At 68.4% G+C, this 18272-nt stretch carries 18 protein-coding genes; 3 read left to right on the forward strand and 15 right to left on the reverse strand.

What is annotated here, in order from left to right; translation table 11 throughout:
* Window positions 1–51 precede the first annotated feature (51 nt).
* Window positions 52–909, forward strand: a complete 858-nt coding sequence (locus VPA02S_RS16290) for a helix-turn-helix transcriptional regulator (protein WP_081247560.1) — start codon at window positions 52–54, stop codon at window positions 907–909.
* Between the two features lie 18 nt (window positions 910–927).
* On the opposite strand, the gene VPA02S_RS16295 is transcribed toward VPA02S_RS16290, so the two are convergent.
* Window positions 928–2373 carry a catalase gene (locus VPA02S_RS16295; RefSeq protein ID WP_028253949.1) on the reverse strand — a complete coding sequence of 482 codons (1446 nt, stop codon included), beginning with the start codon at window positions 2371–2373 and terminating at the stop codon, window positions 928–930.
* Between the two features lie 206 nt (window positions 2374–2579).
* On the opposite strand from VPA02S_RS16295, the gene VPA02S_RS16300 reads away from it, so the two are divergent.
* On the forward strand, window positions 2580–3284 hold the full coding sequence (locus VPA02S_RS16300; RefSeq protein ID WP_018907124.1) for a YoaK family protein: 705 nt from the start codon (window positions 2580–2582) through the stop codon (window positions 3282–3284).
* A 20-nt stretch (window positions 3285–3304) separates the two neighbouring features.
* Here VPA02S_RS16300 and VPA02S_RS16305 read toward each other — a convergent pair whose 3' ends face one another.
* From VPA02S_RS16305 to VPA02S_RS16345, 9 genes are all read right to left on the reverse strand, one after another.
* Window positions 3305–3619: a GNAT family N-acetyltransferase gene (locus VPA02S_RS16305; RefSeq protein WP_062364795.1), complete on the reverse strand. Its 315-nt coding sequence runs from the start codon at window positions 3617–3619 to the stop codon at window positions 3305–3307.
* 31 nt (window positions 3620–3650) lie between these two features.
* Window positions 3651–4250 carry a hypothetical protein gene (locus tag VPA02S_RS16310; protein ID WP_028253948.1) on the reverse strand — a complete coding sequence of 200 codons (600 nt, stop codon included), beginning with the start codon at window positions 4248–4250 and terminating at the stop codon, window positions 3651–3653.
* Window positions 4251–4269: 19 nt separating this feature from the next.
* Complete coding sequence (locus VPA02S_RS16315) at window positions 4270–5091, reverse strand: alpha/beta fold hydrolase (RefSeq protein WP_028253947.1); 822 nt, start codon at window positions 5089–5091, stop codon at window positions 4270–4272.
* A 41-nt stretch (window positions 5092–5132) separates the two neighbouring features.
* Window positions 5133–6731, reverse strand: coding sequence for an MFS transporter (locus tag VPA02S_RS16320; protein WP_062364796.1), 1599 nt, complete (start codon window positions 6729–6731; stop codon window positions 5133–5135).
* A complete protein-coding gene (locus tag VPA02S_RS16325; RefSeq protein ID WP_015865525.1) occupies window positions 6724–7119 on the reverse strand; it encodes a DoxX family protein in 396 nt (131 codons plus the stop codon). Before VPA02S_RS16325 ends, VPA02S_RS16320 begins: the two co-directional genes overlap by 8 nt.
* A complete protein-coding gene (locus VPA02S_RS16330) occupies window positions 7119–9008 on the reverse strand; it encodes an amidohydrolase (protein ID WP_062364797.1) in 1890 nt (629 codons plus the stop codon). The genes VPA02S_RS16325 and VPA02S_RS16330 overlap by 1 nt, the downstream gene beginning before the upstream one ends.
* Window positions 9009–9112: 104 nt before the next feature.
* On the reverse strand, window positions 9113–9388 hold the full coding sequence (locus tag VPA02S_RS16335) for a DUF1427 family protein (RefSeq protein WP_015865527.1): 276 nt from the start codon (window positions 9386–9388) through the stop codon (window positions 9113–9115).
* A gap of 17 nt (window positions 9389–9405) precedes the next feature.
* Window positions 9406–10059 carry a hydrolase gene (locus tag VPA02S_RS16340; protein ID WP_015865528.1) on the reverse strand — a complete coding sequence of 218 codons (654 nt, stop codon included), beginning with the start codon at window positions 10057–10059 and terminating at the stop codon, window positions 9406–9408.
* 139 nt (window positions 10060–10198) lie between these two features.
* Window positions 10199–10918, reverse strand: coding sequence for a pirin family protein (locus VPA02S_RS16345; protein WP_062364798.1), 720 nt, complete (start codon window positions 10916–10918; stop codon window positions 10199–10201).
* A 164-nt stretch (window positions 10919–11082) separates the two neighbouring features.
* Here VPA02S_RS16345 and VPA02S_RS16350 point away from each other — a divergent pair, with 164 nt between their 5' ends.
* Window positions 11083–11991 (forward strand): LysR family transcriptional regulator, encoded by a 909-nt coding sequence (locus tag VPA02S_RS16350; protein WP_018907132.1) that lies wholly within the window; start codon window positions 11083–11085, stop codon window positions 11989–11991.
* A 22-nt stretch (window positions 11992–12013) separates the two neighbouring features.
* Here VPA02S_RS16350 and VPA02S_RS16355 read toward each other — a convergent pair whose 3' ends face one another.
* The 5 genes from VPA02S_RS16355 to VPA02S_RS16375 are packed head-to-tail and all read right to left on the reverse strand — an operon-like array spanning window position 12014 to window position 18171.
* A complete protein-coding gene (locus VPA02S_RS16355; protein ID WP_230537980.1) occupies window positions 12014–12997 on the reverse strand; it encodes an AraC family transcriptional regulator in 984 nt (327 codons plus the stop codon).
* 1 nt (window position 12998) lies between these two features.
* Complete coding sequence (locus VPA02S_RS16360) at window positions 12999–13436, reverse strand: CBS domain-containing protein (RefSeq protein ID WP_015865532.1); 438 nt, start codon at window positions 13434–13436, stop codon at window positions 12999–13001.
* 45 nt (window positions 13437–13481) lie between these two features.
* Entirely contained in the window at window positions 13482–14537 is a 1056-nt protein-coding gene (locus VPA02S_RS16365) for a 2-oxoacid:ferredoxin oxidoreductase subunit beta (RefSeq protein WP_018907134.1), read from the reverse strand.
* Complete coding sequence (locus tag VPA02S_RS16370) at window positions 14534–16375, reverse strand: 2-oxoacid:acceptor oxidoreductase subunit alpha (protein ID WP_062364799.1); 1842 nt, start codon at window positions 16373–16375, stop codon at window positions 14534–14536. The genes VPA02S_RS16365 and VPA02S_RS16370 overlap by 4 nt, the downstream gene beginning before the upstream one ends.
* A complete protein-coding gene (locus VPA02S_RS16375; protein WP_062364800.1) occupies window positions 16372–18171 on the reverse strand; it encodes an FAD-dependent oxidoreductase in 1800 nt (599 codons plus the stop codon). Before VPA02S_RS16375 ends, VPA02S_RS16370 begins: the two co-directional genes overlap by 4 nt.
* Between the last annotated feature and the right edge of the window lie 101 nt (window positions 18172–18272).

The raw sequence follows: 18272 nt of genomic DNA on the forward strand, positions 1-18272 counted from the left end.
GCTTCTCCGTCACAGCGCCTCGGTCGTGTCCCCAAAGACACGCTGGGGTGCATGTCCGGCCACCTTCAACGGGATCAGGGCCTCTGTGCGAACGGCGTCGCAATCCTTCGCAAGACGATGGATACGCATCAACTTCACCAGGTGGAGACGGAGCCCAGCGCTCGCGGCGTGCTGCTCGGCATCTCGATGCGCGATGGCCACAGCCGGCGCATCGTGGCCGGGCGGCATGCCTCGTGCCACGATTTCGACAGGGGATCGATCTACATTCGCGGTTTCGCCGAACGTTATCGTGCCGACATCCAGCGTCCTTTCGACTTCGTGCTGCTCGAGATATCGCAGGCCAGCCTCGAACGGGCCATCGAGGAAAAACCGGGCAAGCGCGTCGGCAGCCTCGCCCATGTGGCCGGCGTGCGGGACGAGGTGCTGCTCAATCTCGCAGAGGCCCTGGCGCCGGCACTCGAGGACCCCGCACGCGCAAGCATGCTGTTCGTCGAACAGCTGAGCGTTGCCATGACGAGCTATCTCGTCGAAACCTACGGCGGCGCAGCCACGACCGAGCCGAGAACGAATCGGATCCTCTCGCGCTCGCACGAGGCACGCGCCAAGGAGATGCTGCGCAACAGGATCGACGGCCGCATTTCCATCACCGAGATCGCCGACGCGTGCGGGCTTTCACGCAGCTATTTCATTCATGCCTTTCGCGAGACCACCGGCCACACCCCCCATCAATGGCTGATTGCGCAGCGGCTGGAGCACGCGCGCGCACTTCTCATGGACGTCGATACCTCGCTCGCCGAGATTGCCGCGGCCTGCGGCTTTGCCGATCAAAGCCACTTCACCCGCGTTTTCTCCCGGCATTCCGGGGTCCCGCCAGGCATCTGGCGGCGCAGGATGCGGGTTGAAAACTAGGGATCGCCCTCAGCCGCGCTAGAGACCGAGCCGGCCGGCCACGCCCTCGCCCAGCGAGGCGTCGACGAGCCGGAAGTGCGCGACCTGGCGCCGCTGGATCAGCTCGGGCACACCCGCCATCGAGCTGGCGATGTTCTCGAACAGCCGCTGTCTCTGGCCCTCGTCCATGCTGCGGTACAGGGCCGCCGCCTGTGCATGGTCTCCAAGCCCTTGGCGGTCATCGAAGCGCGTGGCATCGCCTTCCAGGGGCAGCGGCGGCTCGGCCAGCGTGCGGTCAGGGCGTGGTCCTCCGAACGAGTTCGGCTCGTAGTAGGCATCGGTGCGGGCGGGAACGTCCAGGCGCATCGCGCCGTCGGCGTGATAGGTGTGCACCGGCGACCGGGGCCGGTTCACCGGCAGGGCCTCGTGGTGCGTCCCCACGCGGTAGCGCTGCGCGTCGGCATAGGCCAGCAGCCGCCCCTGCAGCAGCTTGTCGGGCGAGAAGCAGATGCCGGGCACGATGTTGGCGGGATTGAAGGTGGCTTGCTCGACCTGTGCGAAGTAGTTGTCGGGGTTCGTGTCGAGCTCGAGGACGCCGACGTCGACGAGTGGAAACTCCCGCTGCGGCCAGACCTTGGTCGCGTCGAACGGGTTGAACGGCAGCTGCGCTGCCTCTGCCTCGCTCATCAGCTGGACCTGCAGCAACCAGCGCGGGAGCTCGCCTCGTTCAATGGCGTCGAACAGATCGCGCTGCGCGCTTTCGCGGTCGTCGGCGATCAGCTCGCGGGCTTCCCCGTTGGTCAGGCACCGGATGCCCTGCAGCGTGCGCAGATGGAACTTGATCCAGACCCGCTCGCCGGCCGCGTTGACCAGCCCGAAGGCATGCGCGCCATAGCCGTGCATGTGGCGAAAGCCCGCCGGCAGGCCGCGGTCGGAGAACAGCATCACGATCTGGTGCAGGCTCTCGGGCGACAGCGACCAGAAATCCCAGATCGCCGTGGGCGAGCGCACATGCCGCACCGGATGCCGCTTCAGCGCCCGCACCAGGTCGGGAAATTTCTGCGGATCGCGGATGCAGGCGACCGGCAGGTGGCTGCCGACCAGGTCCCAGTTGCCTTCCTCGGTGTACGCCTTGATGGCGAAGCCGCGCAGGTCGCGCTCGGCGTCCGCGCAGCCCTGCTCGCCCGTCAGCCCAGAGAAGCGGACCAGCACGGGCGTGCACTGCCCCGGCTGCAGCACCCGTGCGCGCGTGTGGCGCGAGACGTCGCCCGTGATGCGCAGCGTGCCGAAGGCGGCCGCGCCCTTGGCATGCAGCACCCGTTCCGGAATGCGTTCGCGCGCCAGGTAGGCCAGCTTCTCGCTCATCTGGTAGTCCTGCCGCAGGATCGGCCCGCGCGGGCCCGCGGTGATCGAGTGCTGGCTGTCCGCGACGGGCGCGCCGCCCGCGGTGGTCAGGGTCGGGGGTCGGCTGTGGGGGTGGGTCATTGGAATTCTTGCTGCGGGATGTCTCGACGGGATGTGTACCGCGCCGGCTCGCCCGTGTCTTGAACAAGAGTCGCCCGCCTTGAATGCACCGGGTGCGCACGAATGTGCAAAGCAGCCGCCAAGCCGACAAGACGGTGCGTGCGAAATGACGCACCATGGGCCGCGCATTCCCGCCTCTTTCCTCCTCCTCACGCGAAGGTCACTTCATGAAACCCTCCCTCCCCCTGCTCATGAGCCTCAACGGCGGCTTCGTGGACACTGCCGGCTTCCTGGCGCTGCAGGGCCTGTTCACGGCCCATGTCACGGGCAACTTCGTGACCATCGGCGCGGCGCTGGTGCATGGCACCTCGGGCGCGCTGACCAAGCTGGTGGCGCTGCCGGTGTTCTGCGCCGTGGTGGTGCTCGCGCGATGGCTCGGCCACGGGCTGCCCGCCCTGGGCTTGCCGGTGCTGCGCACGATGCTGGTGCTCAAGACGCTGCTGCTGGCGGCGGGCGCGGCCTTTGCCATCTGCTACGGCCCGTTCAAGGACAGCGACAGCGGCCTCGCGATGCTCACCGGCATGTCGCTGGTGTCGGCCATGGCGATCCAGAACGCCGTGCACCGGCTGCATCTGGGCAGCGCCCCGCCGACCACGCTCATGACCGGCACGACCACGCAGGTGATGATCGACATCGCCGACCTGCTGCGCGGCCTGGCGCCGGAAGAAGCCGCCGTGGCGCGCGCCCGGCTGCGGCGCATGGCCGCCAGCGTCGCGGTGTTCGCCGCGGGCTGCGCCGCCGCCGCGCTCATCTACAGCCAGCTGAATGTCTGGTGCTTCGTGGTTCCGCCGGTGCTGGCGGCCTGCGCCGTGCTGCTCCAGCGCGCCACGCACGAGGGCGAGGCCGCCGAAGCGCCCGGCCCCCACCACTGAAGAAGCTCCGGCCCGGCGGCTCAGAGGCCCAGCAGCGCGCGGCCTTCGTCGGCCAGCAGGTCGTGCGTCTCGGGATGCGAGCGCATGTAGGCCGCGAACACCGGGCATTGTGGAATGACGCGCAGGCCCCGTTCGCGCGCGGAAGCCAGGCCCGCGAGTACCAGCTGCCGGGCCACGCCCTGGCCTTGCAGCGCCTCGGGCACCAGCGTGTGGATGAAGGTGATGACGTCGCCCGCCAGGCTGTAGATCGCGACCGCGCGCTCGCCTTGCGATTCGAATTCGAAACGGTGCTTGGACGGGTTGTCTTGGACGGAGGGTGAAGAAGGCGTGGTCATGAGAAGGGTCTCGAATGGAAAGGGGTGGCGTTCAGTGCATGCACCGCGAATGCCGCGGCGCCAAGGACGCGGCCGCATCGCCGTCGGCCGTGCTTCCGAAGCGATGGACCAGGTGCGCACAGATCGCGATCGCCAGGTGCTCGCTCGTCGCCGAGCTTGCGCGCTGCGGCCGCTCGAGCAAGGCCAGCACCGCCGCACCCAGGTTTTCCATCACTGGATCGACCAGCCCCGGCATGCAGGCAATGCCGCTCACGCGCGCCAGGCCCGCCGCATCGGTCACGGCATCCACCAGCGCGCGCGGCACGTAGAAGTGAAGGGCATCCAGCGGACTGCCCAGGTAGCTCGCCACCTCGTCGCGCAGGTCGACGATGCTGATCGCCCCGGGCGCATAGCCGCGCACCACCGAAGGCCGGCCCCGCACCCAGAGCTCGTGGTGGCTCACACCGGCAAGGTGCAGGGTCACGGCAAAGGCGTCCTGCGGCGGGATCTCCTGCTTCATGCCCAGCTGGTCGGGCAGGCAGGTGATGCGCGTGGCGACGAAGGGCGTCGTCGGCGCCGGCAGCATGACGAGGGCGGGCGCGCAAGGCAGCTCGAAGTACCGCCCCAGGAGATCGCCGTAGGCGCCTTGCATGCCCGCGTCCGCCGAACGCTCAGGCCTGGATGAACGCCAGCAGGTCGGCGTTCACCTGGTCCTTGTGCGTGGTGCAGGTGGCGTGCGGCGCACCGGCATAGACCTTGAGCTGGCTGCCCTTGATCATCTCGGCCGCGAGCTTGCCCGTGGCCTCCAGGGGCACGACCTGGTCGTCGCCGCCGTGAATCACGAGCGTGGGCACGTCGATCTTCGCCATGTCGGGGCGGAAGTCGGTTTCGGAGAACGCGGTCACGCAGTCGATGGTGGCCTTGGCCGAGGCCTGCAGCGCGATCTGCAGCGTCTGCTTGAAGATGCCTTGCGAGACCTTCGCACCGGGGCGGTTGGTGCCGTAGAAGAGCGTGCTGAAGTCGTCGAGGAACTGCGGACGGTCCGCGGCCAGCCCGGCGCGGATGCCGGCGAAGAGCGAGGCATCCGGGCCCACCGGATGGTCGGGCGTCTTCATGAACAGCGGCGTCACGGCGCTGATGAGCGCGAGCTTCGCCACGCGTGCGCTGCCCTTGCGCGCGATGTAGCGCGCCACGTCGCCGCCGCCCATCGAGAAGCCCACGAGCACCACGTCCTTGAGGTCGAGCGTCTCGACCAGCTCCGCGATGTCGTCGGCGAAGGTGTCGTAGTCGTAGCCGGTCCACGGCTGGCTGGAGCGGCCGAAGCCGCGCCGGTCGAAGGCGATCGCGCGGTAGCCGCGTTCGGCGAAGAACAGCATCTGGGCGTCCCACATGTCGGCGCTCAGCGGCCAGCCGTGGCTGAAGAGGATGGGCTGGCCCGAGCCCCAGTCCTTGTAGTAGAGCTCGGTGCCGTCGCGCAGGGTGAGTGTGGTCATGGTTTTTCCAGTTTGATGAAAAGAAAGGGAGAAGAAGGAAATCAGAGAGACAGGAAGTGGTGGACCTCGGGCCTGCCGGGCCCGATGTGAAAGCGCACGGCTTCGTTCTGCAGGTCGGCGTCGGCATGCGACACGCGGTGGTGCTGGCGCAGGTGCTCGGCCCAGGACTCGACCAGGAACCACTCCATCACGCGCTCGGGGTCGCTGGTGTGCTCGGTCACGCCCCATGCGTAGGCGCCGTCGCGGCGGCGCTCGAGCGACAGCCGCTTCATCGCGTCCAGGAACGCCGGGCGGTCTTCCTTGCGGATGCGGTACTCGACCTGCACCATCACGGGACCGCGGTCGTGCGCGACAGGCTCGGCCACCAGTGGCTCGGGCCAGTGGTTCGAGGCCTGCAGGTCCGAATCGCCGGTGGGCAGGCGTGCACGGTGGAACAGCAGGGCCACGACCACCAGCCCGGCAGCGCCCGCCACCAGCGTGTACGGCACGCCGATCTCCTGCGCCACCAGGCCCCAGCCCAGGCTGCCGGCCGCCATTGCGCCGTTGAACACCGTGAGGTACACGGCCAGGCCGCGCCCGCGCACCCAGTTCGGCAGGATCGACTGCGCCACGCCATTGAGCGTGGTGAGCGCGATGATCCAGCCCAGGCCCAGCACCAGCAGCAACAACACTGCGAGCCACTGCGGCGGCGCGAACACCAGGCTGCCCATCACGCCGGCGGTCAGCAGCGAGGCCAGCAGCAGCATGCCGTCGGCATTGAAGCCCGCGCGCAGCCGCGGCATCACCAGCGCGCCGCCGATGGCGCCCGCACCCACGGCGCCCAGCAGGATGCCGTAGAAGCCGGCACTGCCGCCCAGCATCTGTCGCGCCACCAGCGGCAGCAGCGCCCACACCGAACTGGCGAACAGGAAGAACACCGCCGCGCGCAGCAGCACGCGGTGCAGCTCGCGGCTGGCGCGCGTGTAGCGCAGGCCGGCGCGGAAGGCGCCCAGGAAGTTCTCCGACAGCCCGCTGTCGGCGGCCGCCGGACGCTTCCACCACAGCAGCGCCGCGATCACGAACACATAGCTGAGCACGTCGGCGCCATAGGTCAGGGCGGCGCCGAAGCTCGCGAGGATCAGGCCGCCCGCGGCCGGCCCGATGGAGCGCGCAATATTGATGCCCAGCGAGTTCAGCGCCACCGCGTTCTTGAGGTCGGCGCGCGGCACCAGCTCGGGCACGATCGACTGCCAGGTCGGCCCCATGAGCGCGGCGCCGATGCCGCCGACGAAGGTCAGCGCGATCAGGTACTCGACGGTGAGCGCGCCGGTGTGCGAGAGCACCAGCAGCGTGCCGCTCACGCCCGCCAGCACTAGCTGCACGAAGATCAGGAAACGCCGGCGGTCGAGGATGTCGGACAGCACCCCGGCTGGAATCGCGAGCAGGAAGATCGGCAGCGTGGCCGCGGTCTGGATCAGCGCCACCGCCGTGGGGCTGGCCGACAGGTCGGTCACGAGCCAGGAGCTCGCCACGTCGCGCATGAAGCTGCCGATGTTGCCGAGCACGGTGGCCGCCCACAGCACGGCAAAGACCGGCTGGCGCAGCGGTGCGAAGCTGCTGCTCGGCTTCGCGGCATCGGCGGCACCTGCGAGATCAGCCATTCGCTCGCTCCTTCAGGTCGTGCCAGGCCACCAGCACGAAGCCGCCGACCAGCCCCAGGTGCTCGAAGAAGGAATTGGCCGCCATGAAGCGCTCGGGCTGCGGCATCTCCCAGAAGCGCAGCGCGACGAAGGTCGCCATCAAGGTGAAGCCCGCGAGCGCCAGCGCGCCGAGCCAGCGATGAAAGCCCGTGAGGATGAACGCGGCCGCGCCGAGCTCCAGCACGATCACCGCGGCGGCCAGGGGCCCTGCGGGCGAGAGGCCGAAGTGGTTCATCTCGGCGATGGCCGCGTTGAAGTCCATGGCCTTGTTGAGCCCGCCCTGAAGATAGGCCGCGCACAGCAGCAGCAAGGCGAGCCAGCGCACGGCGGGTGAAATGGTCCAGCGCATCACACCGCCCAGCAGGCGCAGCCGAGCGCGCCCCAGAAGCTCTTGAGGTCGGCGATCGGCAGCTTGCTGCTCCAGGCCGTCGCATGCTGGTGGCCGTGCACGTTGCAGTCGTTGGCGCAGGCGCAGGACATGGCCGCGTGGCGCATGGCCTTCTGCAGCGGCGCGCCCTCGGCATCGCCCCAGCCGGCGTAGCCGCCGAAGCGGCGCACCGGCGACCAGTCGGGCATGGCCGGCGGCGGCGCGCCTTCGTCGTGCGCTGCGAACGGGCCGGCGCCATAGACCACCTTGCCGCCGACCATGGTCAGGAGCGCGGTGGTGTCGGCAATCTCCGATTCCGGGCAGGCGAAGAAGTCGCGGTCGGGCACCACGAGGTCGGCGAGCATGCCGGCTTCGATGCGGCCCTTCTTGCCGACCTCGTTGGAGAACCAGGTCACGTTCTCGGTCCACATGCGCAGCGCGGCCTCGCGGTCCAGGCAGTTGCGCTGCGGGTAGAGCTGCATGCCGCCCACCGTCTTGCCCGTGACCAGCCACGACAGCGACACCCACGGGTTGTACGAGGCGACGCGCGTCGCATCGGTGCCGGCCGACACCTTCACGCCCTTCTCGAGCATGCGCTTGACCGGCGGCGTGGCCTCGGCCGCGCCGGCGCCGTAGCGCTCGACGAAGTATTCGCCCTGGTAGGCCATGCGGTGCTGCACCGCGATGCCGCCGCCCAGCGCGGCGATGCGGTCGATCGATTTTTCCGAAATGGTTTCGCAATGGTCGAAGAACCAGTTCAGGCCGGCGAGCGGCGTGTCGCGGTTCACCTTCTCGAACACGTCGAGCGCGCGGTCGATGGTCTCGTCGTAGGTGGCATGCAGGCGCCACGGCCACTTGTTCTGCACCAGCACGCGCACCACCTCTTCGAGATCGCCCTCCATCTCGGGCGCCATGTCGGGGCGCGGCTGGCGGAAGTCCTCGAAGTCGGCGGCCGAGAACACCAGCATCTCGCCCGCGCCGTTGTGGCGGAAGTAGTCGTCGCCCTGCTTGTACTTCGAGGTGGCGGTCCAGTGGAGGAAGTCTTCCTTCTCCTGCTTGGGCTTCTGCGTGAACAGGTTGTAGGCCAGGCGGATGGTGAGCTGGCCGGCATCGGCCAGCTGCTGGATCACCTGGTAGTCCTCGGGAAAATTCTGGAAGCCGCCGCCCGCGTCGATGGCACCGGTCACGCCCAGCCGGTTGAGCTCGCGCATGAAGTGGCGCGTGGAATTGAGCTGGTATTCGAAGGGCAGCTTCGGGCCCTTGGCCAGGGTCGCATAGAGGATCGACGCATTGGGTTTGGCCAGCAGCAGGCCCGTGGGGTTGCCGGCTGCGTCGCGCACGATCTCGCCGCCGGGCGGCGCGGGCGTGTCCTTGGTGTAGCCGACGGCGCGCAGCGCGGCGCCGTTGAGCAGCGCGCGGTCGTACAGGTGTAGCAGGAACACCGGCGTGTCGGGCGCCACGGCGTTGAGCTCCTCGATGGTCGGCAGGCGCTTTTCGGCGAACTGGTGCTCCGTGAAGCCGCCCACCACGCGCACCCACTGCGGCGCGGGCGTGATCGCGACCTGGCGCTTGAGCATGCCCATGGCATCGGCCAGGCTGCGCACGCCGTCCCAGCGCAGTTCGAGGTTGAAATTGAGGCCGCCGCGGATGATGTGCAGGTGGTTGTCGATGAGGCCCGGCAGCACGCGCCTGCCTTGCAGGTCGATCACGCGGGTGCCGCCGTCCGCGAGCGGCAGGATGTCCTGCGCGCGGCCCACGCGGGTGAAGCGGCCGTCCTTGATGGCCACGGCGTCGGCCACGGGGTTGGCGCGGTCCAGCGTGGTGAAGCGGCCGTTGTGCAGGATCAGGTGGGGGGCGGTGGTGCCTGCCATGTCGGGTGTCCTTGAGGGGTTGGATTGGGCCATTGCCGTACCGGCAAGAGCGGCGCCAAGCGTACCGAGGCAAAGGCGCCGGCGCTGTTCGTCGAATGAATCGCTCATGCCTTCCTTCCGGCCGCGGCGCCGGCCTCGCCCTTGGCGCACTGCGGCAGTTCGCCGAACACATGCGGCTTGACCTGGTGCTGCAGCCACGAGGTGGCGGCCGCCTCGGGCTTGATCACGCTCTTGATGAGCGGCGGGATCTGCTCGCCGAGCAGGATCCCGAGAAGCCCGACCAGGGCGATGACCGGCGGCGCCGGCGAACGCACCTGGAACAGTGCGTAGATCACGCCGACCAGCAGGCCGAGCGCGAGCGACAGGACATAGGGCTTCATCTTGGTCACCGCGGCGATCAGCCTTCGTGCGCGCCGAACATGGTCTTGGCGTAGGTTACGCCCAGGCCGTAGGCGCCGCCGAACTTCTTTGCGATGCCGGTGGTCATTTCATAGGTGTCCGTGCGGGCCCAGTCGCGCTGCAGCTCGAGCAGGTATTGCAGCGAGGTCATCGGCTGCGCGCCGGCCTGCACCATGCGGTCCATCGCGCGGTTGTGCGCCTCGGCCGAGACGTCGCCGCAGGCGTCGGCGATCACGAACACCTCGAAGCCCTGGTCGATGGCCGACAGCGCCGGCCCGACGATGCACACGCCGGTCCACAGGCCCGAGAGCACGATGCGCTTCTTGCCGATCTCGTTGATGCGCTCGATCACGGCCGCGTCTTCCCAGGTGTTCATCGAGGTGCGGTCGAGCATCTTCTGGCCCGGGAAGGCGTCGGTGATCTCGCTGAACATCGGGCCCGAAAAACTCTTCTCGGCCACGGTCGTGAGGATGGTCGACACCTTGAAGCCGGCCGCCGCATGGGCCACGAGGGCCGCGTTGTTGCGCAGGTTCACCGCGTCGATCGAGTGCGTGGCAAAGGCCATCTGCGACTGGAAGTCGATCATCACCAGCGTGTGGTCGGTGGGGGTGAGCAGCTTGGCGCCGGCGGTGGGGGTGGCTTTGATGGACATGGGACTCTCCGTGAGTTGGTGAAAGAAATTGGGTCTTGCGTTGCCATGCATCGTCGTTTCAGCGCCGATGCATGTCTTGTCGATTAGTGAGGCCGTTTGGACATTTGCGTCCGCGCCGCCAAGGGGCGCACGCGCAATGTCAGAAGGAAGGCAACTCTTTCGGGCGCAGGTCGAACACCAGCACCTCGGCGCCCTCGCCGCGCGCCAGCTCGAGCCGCTGCTCGCCGCGCGCCCGCGCGCCGTCGCCCTCGCCCAGCCGCTGGCCGTTCACTTCCACGCTGCCACGTGCCACATGCACATAGGCATGGCGATCGGGGCCGAGCGCGAGCGAGGCGGCTTCATCGCCGTCGAACAGGCCGGCGTAGACGCGGGCGTCCTGGTGCACGGCAAGCGAGCCGCCGGCGCCCTCCGGCGAGACGATCAGCCGCAGCCGGCCGCGCTTTTCCTCGGGTGCGAAGTGCACTTGCTGGTAGCGGGGCGCTACGCCCTTGGCGTTGGGCACGATCCAGATCTGCAGGAAGTGCAGCGGATCGGTGGAGGAGGAATTGAACTCGCTGTGGCGCACGCCGGTACCGGCGCTCATCATCTGAACGTCGCCCGGGCGGATGACCGAGCCGGTGCCCATCGAGTCCTTGTGCTCGAGCGCGCCGTCGAGCACGTACGAGAAGATTTCCATGTCGCGGTGTGGATGGGTGCCGAAGCCGCGGCCCGGATGCACGCGGTCGTCGTTGATCACCAGCAGGTCGGAGAAGCCTTCCTGCTCCGGGTCGTGGTAGTGGCCGAAAGAGAAGGTGTGGCGGGACTTGAGCCAGCCGAAGTCTGCAAGTCCGCGGTCATTGGCGCTGCGAATTTCCAACATGATTGGGGTCCTTGATGGTCGTTTGGTTCGATGTGATTCACAATCGCTTCGGAGAAGAATCCCCGATGCATGGCTGAATCATCTTTCTTTCATCGAGGCCTGTTGACGAAACTTTTAGCCGTCAATCATCGAATTTTTCGATGATTCATTTCCAAGGACCAGCCGTGCTCAAGCTCAGTCTCGAAGCCATCGAACTCGTGGACGCCATCGCTCGCCACGGCTCATTCGCAGGCGCCGCCGCGCGCCTGAACAAGGTGCCCTCCACCATCTCGTACGCGGTGGGCAAGCTCGAGGAGCAGTTGGGCATGCTGCTGTTCGTGCGCAACGGCCCGCGCGTGACGCTCACCGCGGCCGGCGAAGAAATGCTCAAGGAAGGCCGCTGGCTGCTTGGCGCCGCCGGCGACCTCGAGTCGCGCATGCGGCAGATCGCCACCGGGTTCGAATCGGAGCTGCGGCTGGTGCACGACTCGCTGATTCCCACACAGGCGCTGATCGACGACATTCGCGCGTTCGAGGCGCTGCGCTGCGGCACGCGGCTGCGCATCGGGTGCGAGGCGCTCACCGGCAGCTGGGAGGCATTGCGCGAAGGACGCGCCGACATCGTCGTGGCCGCGGGCGAAGGGCCGGCCGGCGGGGGTTACCAGGCGGTGATGGTGGGAAGCCTCGACTTCGCTTTCTGCGTGGCGCCCACGCATCCGCTCACGCGCCTGGGCCGGCCGCTGCAGCGCGGCGACCTGCTGGAGTGCAACGCCATCGTGGTGAGCGACAGCGCGCGCACCCTTTCCGACCGCACCGTGGGGCTGCTTGCCGGCCAGCACCACGTCGCCGTACCCAGCATGGCCGCGAAGATCGCCTGCCAGGCCGCGGGCCTGGGACACGGATTCTTACCGCGCGCCTGCATCGAGGGCGACCTGAAGCGCGGCACGCTCGTCGAGCTGCAGACCGAAGAGCCGCGCGCACCCGAGGCCTTCTGGCTCGCATGGAAGACCGGCGCCAAGGGAAAGGCGCTCCAGTGGTGGGTGAAGCAGCTGAACCGGCAGCTGGTTCCGGCGCTGCTGCCAAGGTCGGCCTGACCGGCCTTGGCCGGCGCGCGAATCAGCCCGCGTTCAGGCGCCGCCACCGCGCCGGAGATGTGCCTGTGTGCGCGGTGAAAACCCGCGTCAGGTGGCTCTGATCGGAAAAACCGCAGGCCGTGGCAATCTCGGCAATCGGAAGATGCGGCTGCCCCAGCAGCCGACGCGCCGCTTGCACGCGCTGCGCTACAAGCCATGCATGCGGCGTCTGCCCCGTCGTCTGCTTGAACGCCTTGCTGAAGTGGCTGCGCGACAGCGCACATTCGCGCGCCGCGTCGCCCAGCGATACGTCCCCTGCGAGGTGCGCCACGAGAAAGTCCTTGGCGCGGCGCTCTTGCCACGGCGCGAGGCCTCGGGTGTGCACGGGCGCCGGCCCGGCCGCGCCGCCGTAGACATGCACCACGTGCGCCTTCAGTGCCAGCGCCAGGTGTTCCACGAACAGCCGGCTCGCATCCTGCGGATGCATCAGCACCGGCAGCATGGCCCGGCCCAGATGGGCGACCACCGGGTCCAGCGTGCCGGCGGCGCAGTCCAGCCGATCGACACGCGGCATCTCCATTTCTTCGGTGAACGCATCGATGGTTGCGCGCGGCAGGTGGAAGAACATCGAATGGAACGGGCTGCTCACGTAGGCCGAGGCGTGCTGCGAAAGATCGGCAATGTGAAAGGCGCCCTCCTGCTGCAGGCCCAGTTGCCGGGATTTGCCGTCACGGACGATGCGCCGGCTGCCGCCCGGATTGATCTCCACGCTGAGCAGGAATGCGTTCTCGAGCGGGAGAGGCGCGAGCACGAACAGATGCGGCAACTCATAGCGCATCCGGGCGACGCCCAGCTCGCAGCCGCGGCGCGACCTGCTCACGAGTGACTGCACGGCGTCGATGCCGTACTGCGACGCCAACCGTTGTCCAAGTTGGCAGTCGGAACGAAGGGGATTCAGCATGTGGGGAAGGCTTTCGATGGCGACACCACCGCAGGAGGTTGATCCGGACGGGACGCCATCCTCCACCTTACCCCAGCGCGTCGTTCACCTGCTCGCGGAACTCCGTCAGGCTGACCGCCGTGCCGAGCTCCCGCGGCAGCGCGTCGCGCACCGAGAACACGCCCAGGATCTTCGTTCCCGCCACCAGCGGCAGGTGGCGAAAGCCCCGTTCGAGCATCAGCACCACGGCGTCGGACACCGGCGTTTCGGGCGGCACGCAGATCGGGTTGGGCGTCATGACCTCGCGCACCGTCGTTCGGTCGGGGTCGAGCCCCCGCGCCAGCACGCGGGTCATCAAGTCGCGCTCGGTCAGGATGCCCAGCAGGATGTCGGGCAGTTCCAGCACGAGCACGCTGCCGCAGTTGGCGCGCGTCATCACGCACGCGGCGTCGCGCGCGCTGGCCTGCGGACCCAGGCTGATCACGTGCTTGCGCGAGATGGATTGGAAAACGGTGCGCTCGGCCATGGTGCGCCCTCCGGAAAGGAACCCAATGGTGCCGCCGGACGCCGCTCAGCGCAAGGACGCGTTGAGCCGCGCGAGCGCCTCGGCGCCGGGGCACAGCTCGGCCGGGCCCAGCGCATTGAGCGGCCGGTCGCTGGTGTTGAGCGCCGTGTGCAGGTCGCTGGCCAGCGGATCGACGAAGAGCAGCCCGGTCACCACCTCGCCCATCTCCTGGTGCCGCTGCATGTGGGCCATGGCGGCATGGCGGTCGCCGGGGTCGTAGCCCGGATGCAGGCTGCGCAGGCGCAGCAGGGTGCCGTCGTGCTGGCGCACGTCCATCACTTCGCCCGGCGCCATGTCGACGGTGATCTCTTCCCGCCCGCTGATGAAGTCGATGCGGCTGACCGCCTCGTTGTGCTCGCGCACGTAGTCGTAGCTCTTGGTGCTGCCCGGGTGGTTGTTGAAGGCGACGCAGGGGCTGATCACGTCGATGAAGGCGGCGCCGCCGTGGCTGATCGCCCCCTTGATGAGCGGCACCAGCTGCGCCTTGTTGCCCGAGAAGCCCCGCCCCACGTAGCTCGCGCCCAGCTGCAGCGCCATGGCCACCAGGTCCACCGGGCTGTCGCTGTTGACCACGCCCTTCTTGCTCCTGGAGCCCTGGTCGGCCGTGGCCGAGAACTGGCCCTTGGTCAGGCCGTAGACGCCGTTGTTCTCCACGATGTAGGCCATGCGCACGCCGCGCCGCATCGCGTGGGCGAACTGGCCCAGGCCGATGGACGCCGAATCGCCGTCGCCCGAGACGCCCAGGTACAGCAGGTCGCGGTTGGCCAGGTTGGCGCCGGTCAGCACGCTGGGCATGCGGCCGTGCACCGTGTTGAAGCCGTGCGAGGCGCCCAGGAAGTAGTCCGGCGTCTTGGAGCTGCAGCCGATGCCCGAGAGCTTGGCCACGCGGTGCGGCTCGATGTCCAGCTCCCAGCAGGCCTCGATGATGGCGGCGGAGATGGAGTCGTGTCCGCAGCCGGCGCACAGCGTGGAGATCTTGCCCTCGTAGTCGCGCCGCGTGTAGCCGACCTTGTTGGTGGCCAGCGTCGGATGGTGCAGCCGGGGCTTGGCGAGGTAGGTCATGCCGATTCCTTCGTGCCAGAGGCTTGCGTCTCCTGCACATGCGTGCTGATGGCCTGGACGATGAAGCGCGCCGTGATGGGCGTGCCGTCGAAATGCAGCACCCGCACCAGCCGGGCGGGATCGATGTCCAGCTCGTTGACCAGCAGGCTGCGCATCTGCGCATCGCGGTTCTGCTCGACCACGAACACCTGCCGGTGCTGCGCGAGGAACTGCACCACGCTCTGCGGAAACGGAAAGGCGCGCAGCCGCAGCGCATCGAGGTGGATGCCGCGTGCTTCCAGTGCCTGCAGCGCCTCGTGCATCGACGGGCTGGTCGAACCGAAATAGATCACGCCCAGGTCGGTCTTTTCGGCGGCCGGGCGCAGCACCGGCTGCGGCACCAGCGCGGCCGCGGTCGCGAACTTCTTCAGCAGCCGCTCCATGTTGTAGATGTAGTCCGGCCCGCGCTCCGAGTACCGGGCATAGGCATCGCGCGTGGTGCCGCGGGTGAAGTAGCTGCCCTTGCTCGGGTGCGTGCCCGGCAGCGTACGCCAGGGGATGCCGTCGCCGTCCACGTCCTTGTAGCGGCCGAAGTCGCGGCCGGCCTCGAGCTCCTCGGCGCTCATGAGCTTGCCGCGGTCGTAGGCCTGGCTGTCGTCCCAGGCAAAGGGCGCGCACAGGCGCTGGTTCATGCCGATGTCCAGGTCCGTCATCAGGAACACCGGCGTCTGCAGCCGGTCGGCCAGGTCCAGCGCCGCCGCCGCATGCTCGAAGCACTCGTGCGGGTCTTCCGGAAACAGCAGCACGTGCTTGGTGTCGCCGTGCGAGGCATAGGCGCAGGCCAGGATGTCGGCCTGCTGCGTGCGCGTGGGCATGCCCGTCGATGGGCCGCCGCGCTGCACGTTGATGAGCGTGACCGGGATCTCGGCAAAGTAGGCCAGGCCGATGAACTCGGCCATCAGCGAGATGCCGGGCCCCGAGGTCGCCGTGAAGGCGCGTGCGCCGTTCCAGCCCGCGCCGACCACCATGCCGATGGAAGCCAGCTCGTCCTCCGCCTGCACGATGGCAAAGCGGTGCTGCCCGGTGGCCGGGTCCACGCGGAATTTGGCGCAGTACTTCTGGAAGGCCTCGGCCACCGAGGACGACGGCGTGATCGGATACCAGGCCGCCACCGTGGCGCCGCCGTACACGCAGCCCAGCGCCGCGGCGCTGTTGCCGTCCACGAAGATGCGGTCGCCCACCCGGTCGGCGCGCCGCACCCTGAGGCCCAGCGGCTCGAGGTTCTCGCGCGCGAAGTCGCAGCCCAGGTGCAGCGCCTGCACGTTGGAGGCGAGCAATTTTTCCTTGCCCTTGTACTGCTCGCCGAACAGCTTCTCGACCACTTCCGGATCGATGCCCAGCAGGATGGCCAGCGCGCCCACGTAGACGATGTTCTTGAACAGCTGGCGCTGCCGCGGGTCCTGGTAGACGGCGTTGCAGATCTCGGTCAGCGGCATGCCGATCACGCGGACGTCGCTGCGGAACTTCGAGGGCGGCAGCGGCCGCGTGCTGTCGTAGAACAGGTAGCCGCCGGGCTCCAGCTCGGCCACGTCGGCGTCCCAGGTCTGCGGGTTCATCGCCACCATCATGTCGGTGCCGCCGCGCCGGCCCAGGTGGCCGTCTTCGGTCACGCGCACCTCGTACCAGGTCGGCAGGCCCTGGATGTTGCTCGGGAAGATGTTGCGCGGGCTCACCGGCACGCCCATGCGCAGGATGGCCTTGGCGAACAGCTCGTTGGCCGAGGCCGATCCCGAGCCGTTGACGTTGGCGAACTTGATGACGAAATCGTTGACCGCCTCAATTTGTGGAATGGCGCTCATGCAGTGGCCCCCTGCCCCGCAGGTGTCATCTTCAGCAGGAACTTCTGCATGTCCCAGGCGCCCGTGGGGCAACGCTCGGCGCACAGGCCGCAGTGCAGGCAGACGTCCTCGTCCTTGACCATCACCCGGCCCGTCTTGAGCCCGCCCGAAACATACAGGTCCTGCGCCAGGTTGAGCGCCGGCGCCTTGAGCCGCTGGCGCAGATCCGCCTCGTCGCCGTTGGTGGTGAAGCTGATGCAGTCCATCGGGCAGATGTCCACGCAGGCATCGCATTCGATGCAGGCGGATTCGGTGAACACCGTCTGCACATCGCAGTTCAGGCAGCGCTCGGCCTCCTTGAAGGCGGTGGCGGCGTCGAAGCCCAGTTCCACCTCCACCGCGATGCTGGCCAGCGCCTTCTCGGCCTTGGCCCACGGCACCTTGTAGCGCAGGTCGTTGGAGGTGTCGTTGTCGTAGCTCCACTCGTGGATGCCCATCTTCTGCGACACCAGGTTGGTCATGGGCGCCGGGCGCACATACACCGGCTCGGCGCGCAGCAGCCGGTCGATCGACACCGCCGCCTCGTGGCCGTGGGCCACGGCCGTGATGATGTTCTTGGGGCCGAAGGCCGCATCGCCGCCGAACAGCACATGGGGCACCGTCGACTGGAAGGTGTTCTTGTCGAGCACGGGCAGGCCCGAGGTGTCGAAGGCGAGGCCGCAGTCGCGCTCGATCCACGGAAAGGCGTTCTCCTGACCCACCGCCACCAGCACCTCGTCGCATTCGAACCAGGCATCGGGCTCGCCGGTGGGCACCAGCGTGCGGCGGCCCTGCGCGTCGTACTCGGCGCGGACCCGCTCGAAGGTCATGCCCAGCAGCCGGCCCTCGTCGTGGACAAAGGCCTTGGGCACATGGAAGTCGATGATCGGAATGCCTTCGTGCTGCGCGTCTTCCTTCTCCCAGGGCGAGGCCTTCATGTCGTCGAAGCCGCTGCGCACGATCACCTTCACGTCGCTGCCGCCCAGGCGCCGGGCCGAGCGGCAGCAGTCCATCGCCGTGTTGCCGCCGCCCAGCACGATCACGCGCCGGCCGATGCGGCTCACGTGGCCGAAGGACACGGAATTGAGCCAGTCGATGCCGATGTGGATGGCGGCCGCCGCTTCCCGGCGCCCGGGAATGTCCAGGTCGCGCCCGCGCGGCGCACCGCAGCCGACGAAGATCGCGTCCCACCCCTCGGCCATCAGCGCCTTCATCGAGCCGATGCGCTCGCCGCCGCGGAACTCGACGCCCAGGTCCAGGATGTAGCCGGTCTCCTCGTCGATCACCGACTCCGGCAGCCGAAAGCGCGGGATCTGGGTGCGGATGAAGCCGCCGGCCTTGGCCTCCTCGTCGAACACCGTCACCTCGTAGCCCAGCGGCGCCAGGTCGCGCGCGACGGTGAGCGAGGCCGGCCCCGCGCCCACGCAGGCGATGCGCTTGCCGTTGCCGGGCGCGGGCTTGGGCATGCGCGCGCGCACGTCCTCCTTCATGTCGGCCGCCACGCGCTTGAGCCGGCAGATCGCCACCGGCTCAGGATTCTTTGAGTTACTTTCCTCCACCCGCCCGCGCCGGCAGGCCGGCTCGCAAGGCCGGTCGCAGGTGCGCCCCAGGATGCCGGGAAAGACGTTGGACACCCAGTTGACCATGTAGGCGTCGCCGTAGCGGCGCTGCGCGATCATGCGGATGTATTCGGGGACGGGGGTGTGCGCCGGGCAGGCGTACTGGCAATCGACGACCTTGTGGAAATAGGCCGGGTTCGCAATGTCGGTTCGCTGCAAGGCGTGCCTCCTGACAGTCGCCCGGAGCCCCGGAGGGGCCGGCGAGCGGCGCTGCGGCAAGTATGCGCCGCGCCAGCCGCCGCAGGGCCTTGGTGAAATCC

The organism is Variovorax paradoxus NBRC 15149 (assembly GCF_001591365.1).
Classification (GTDB): domain Bacteria; phylum Pseudomonadota; class Gammaproteobacteria; order Burkholderiales; family Burkholderiaceae_C; genus Variovorax; species Variovorax paradoxus.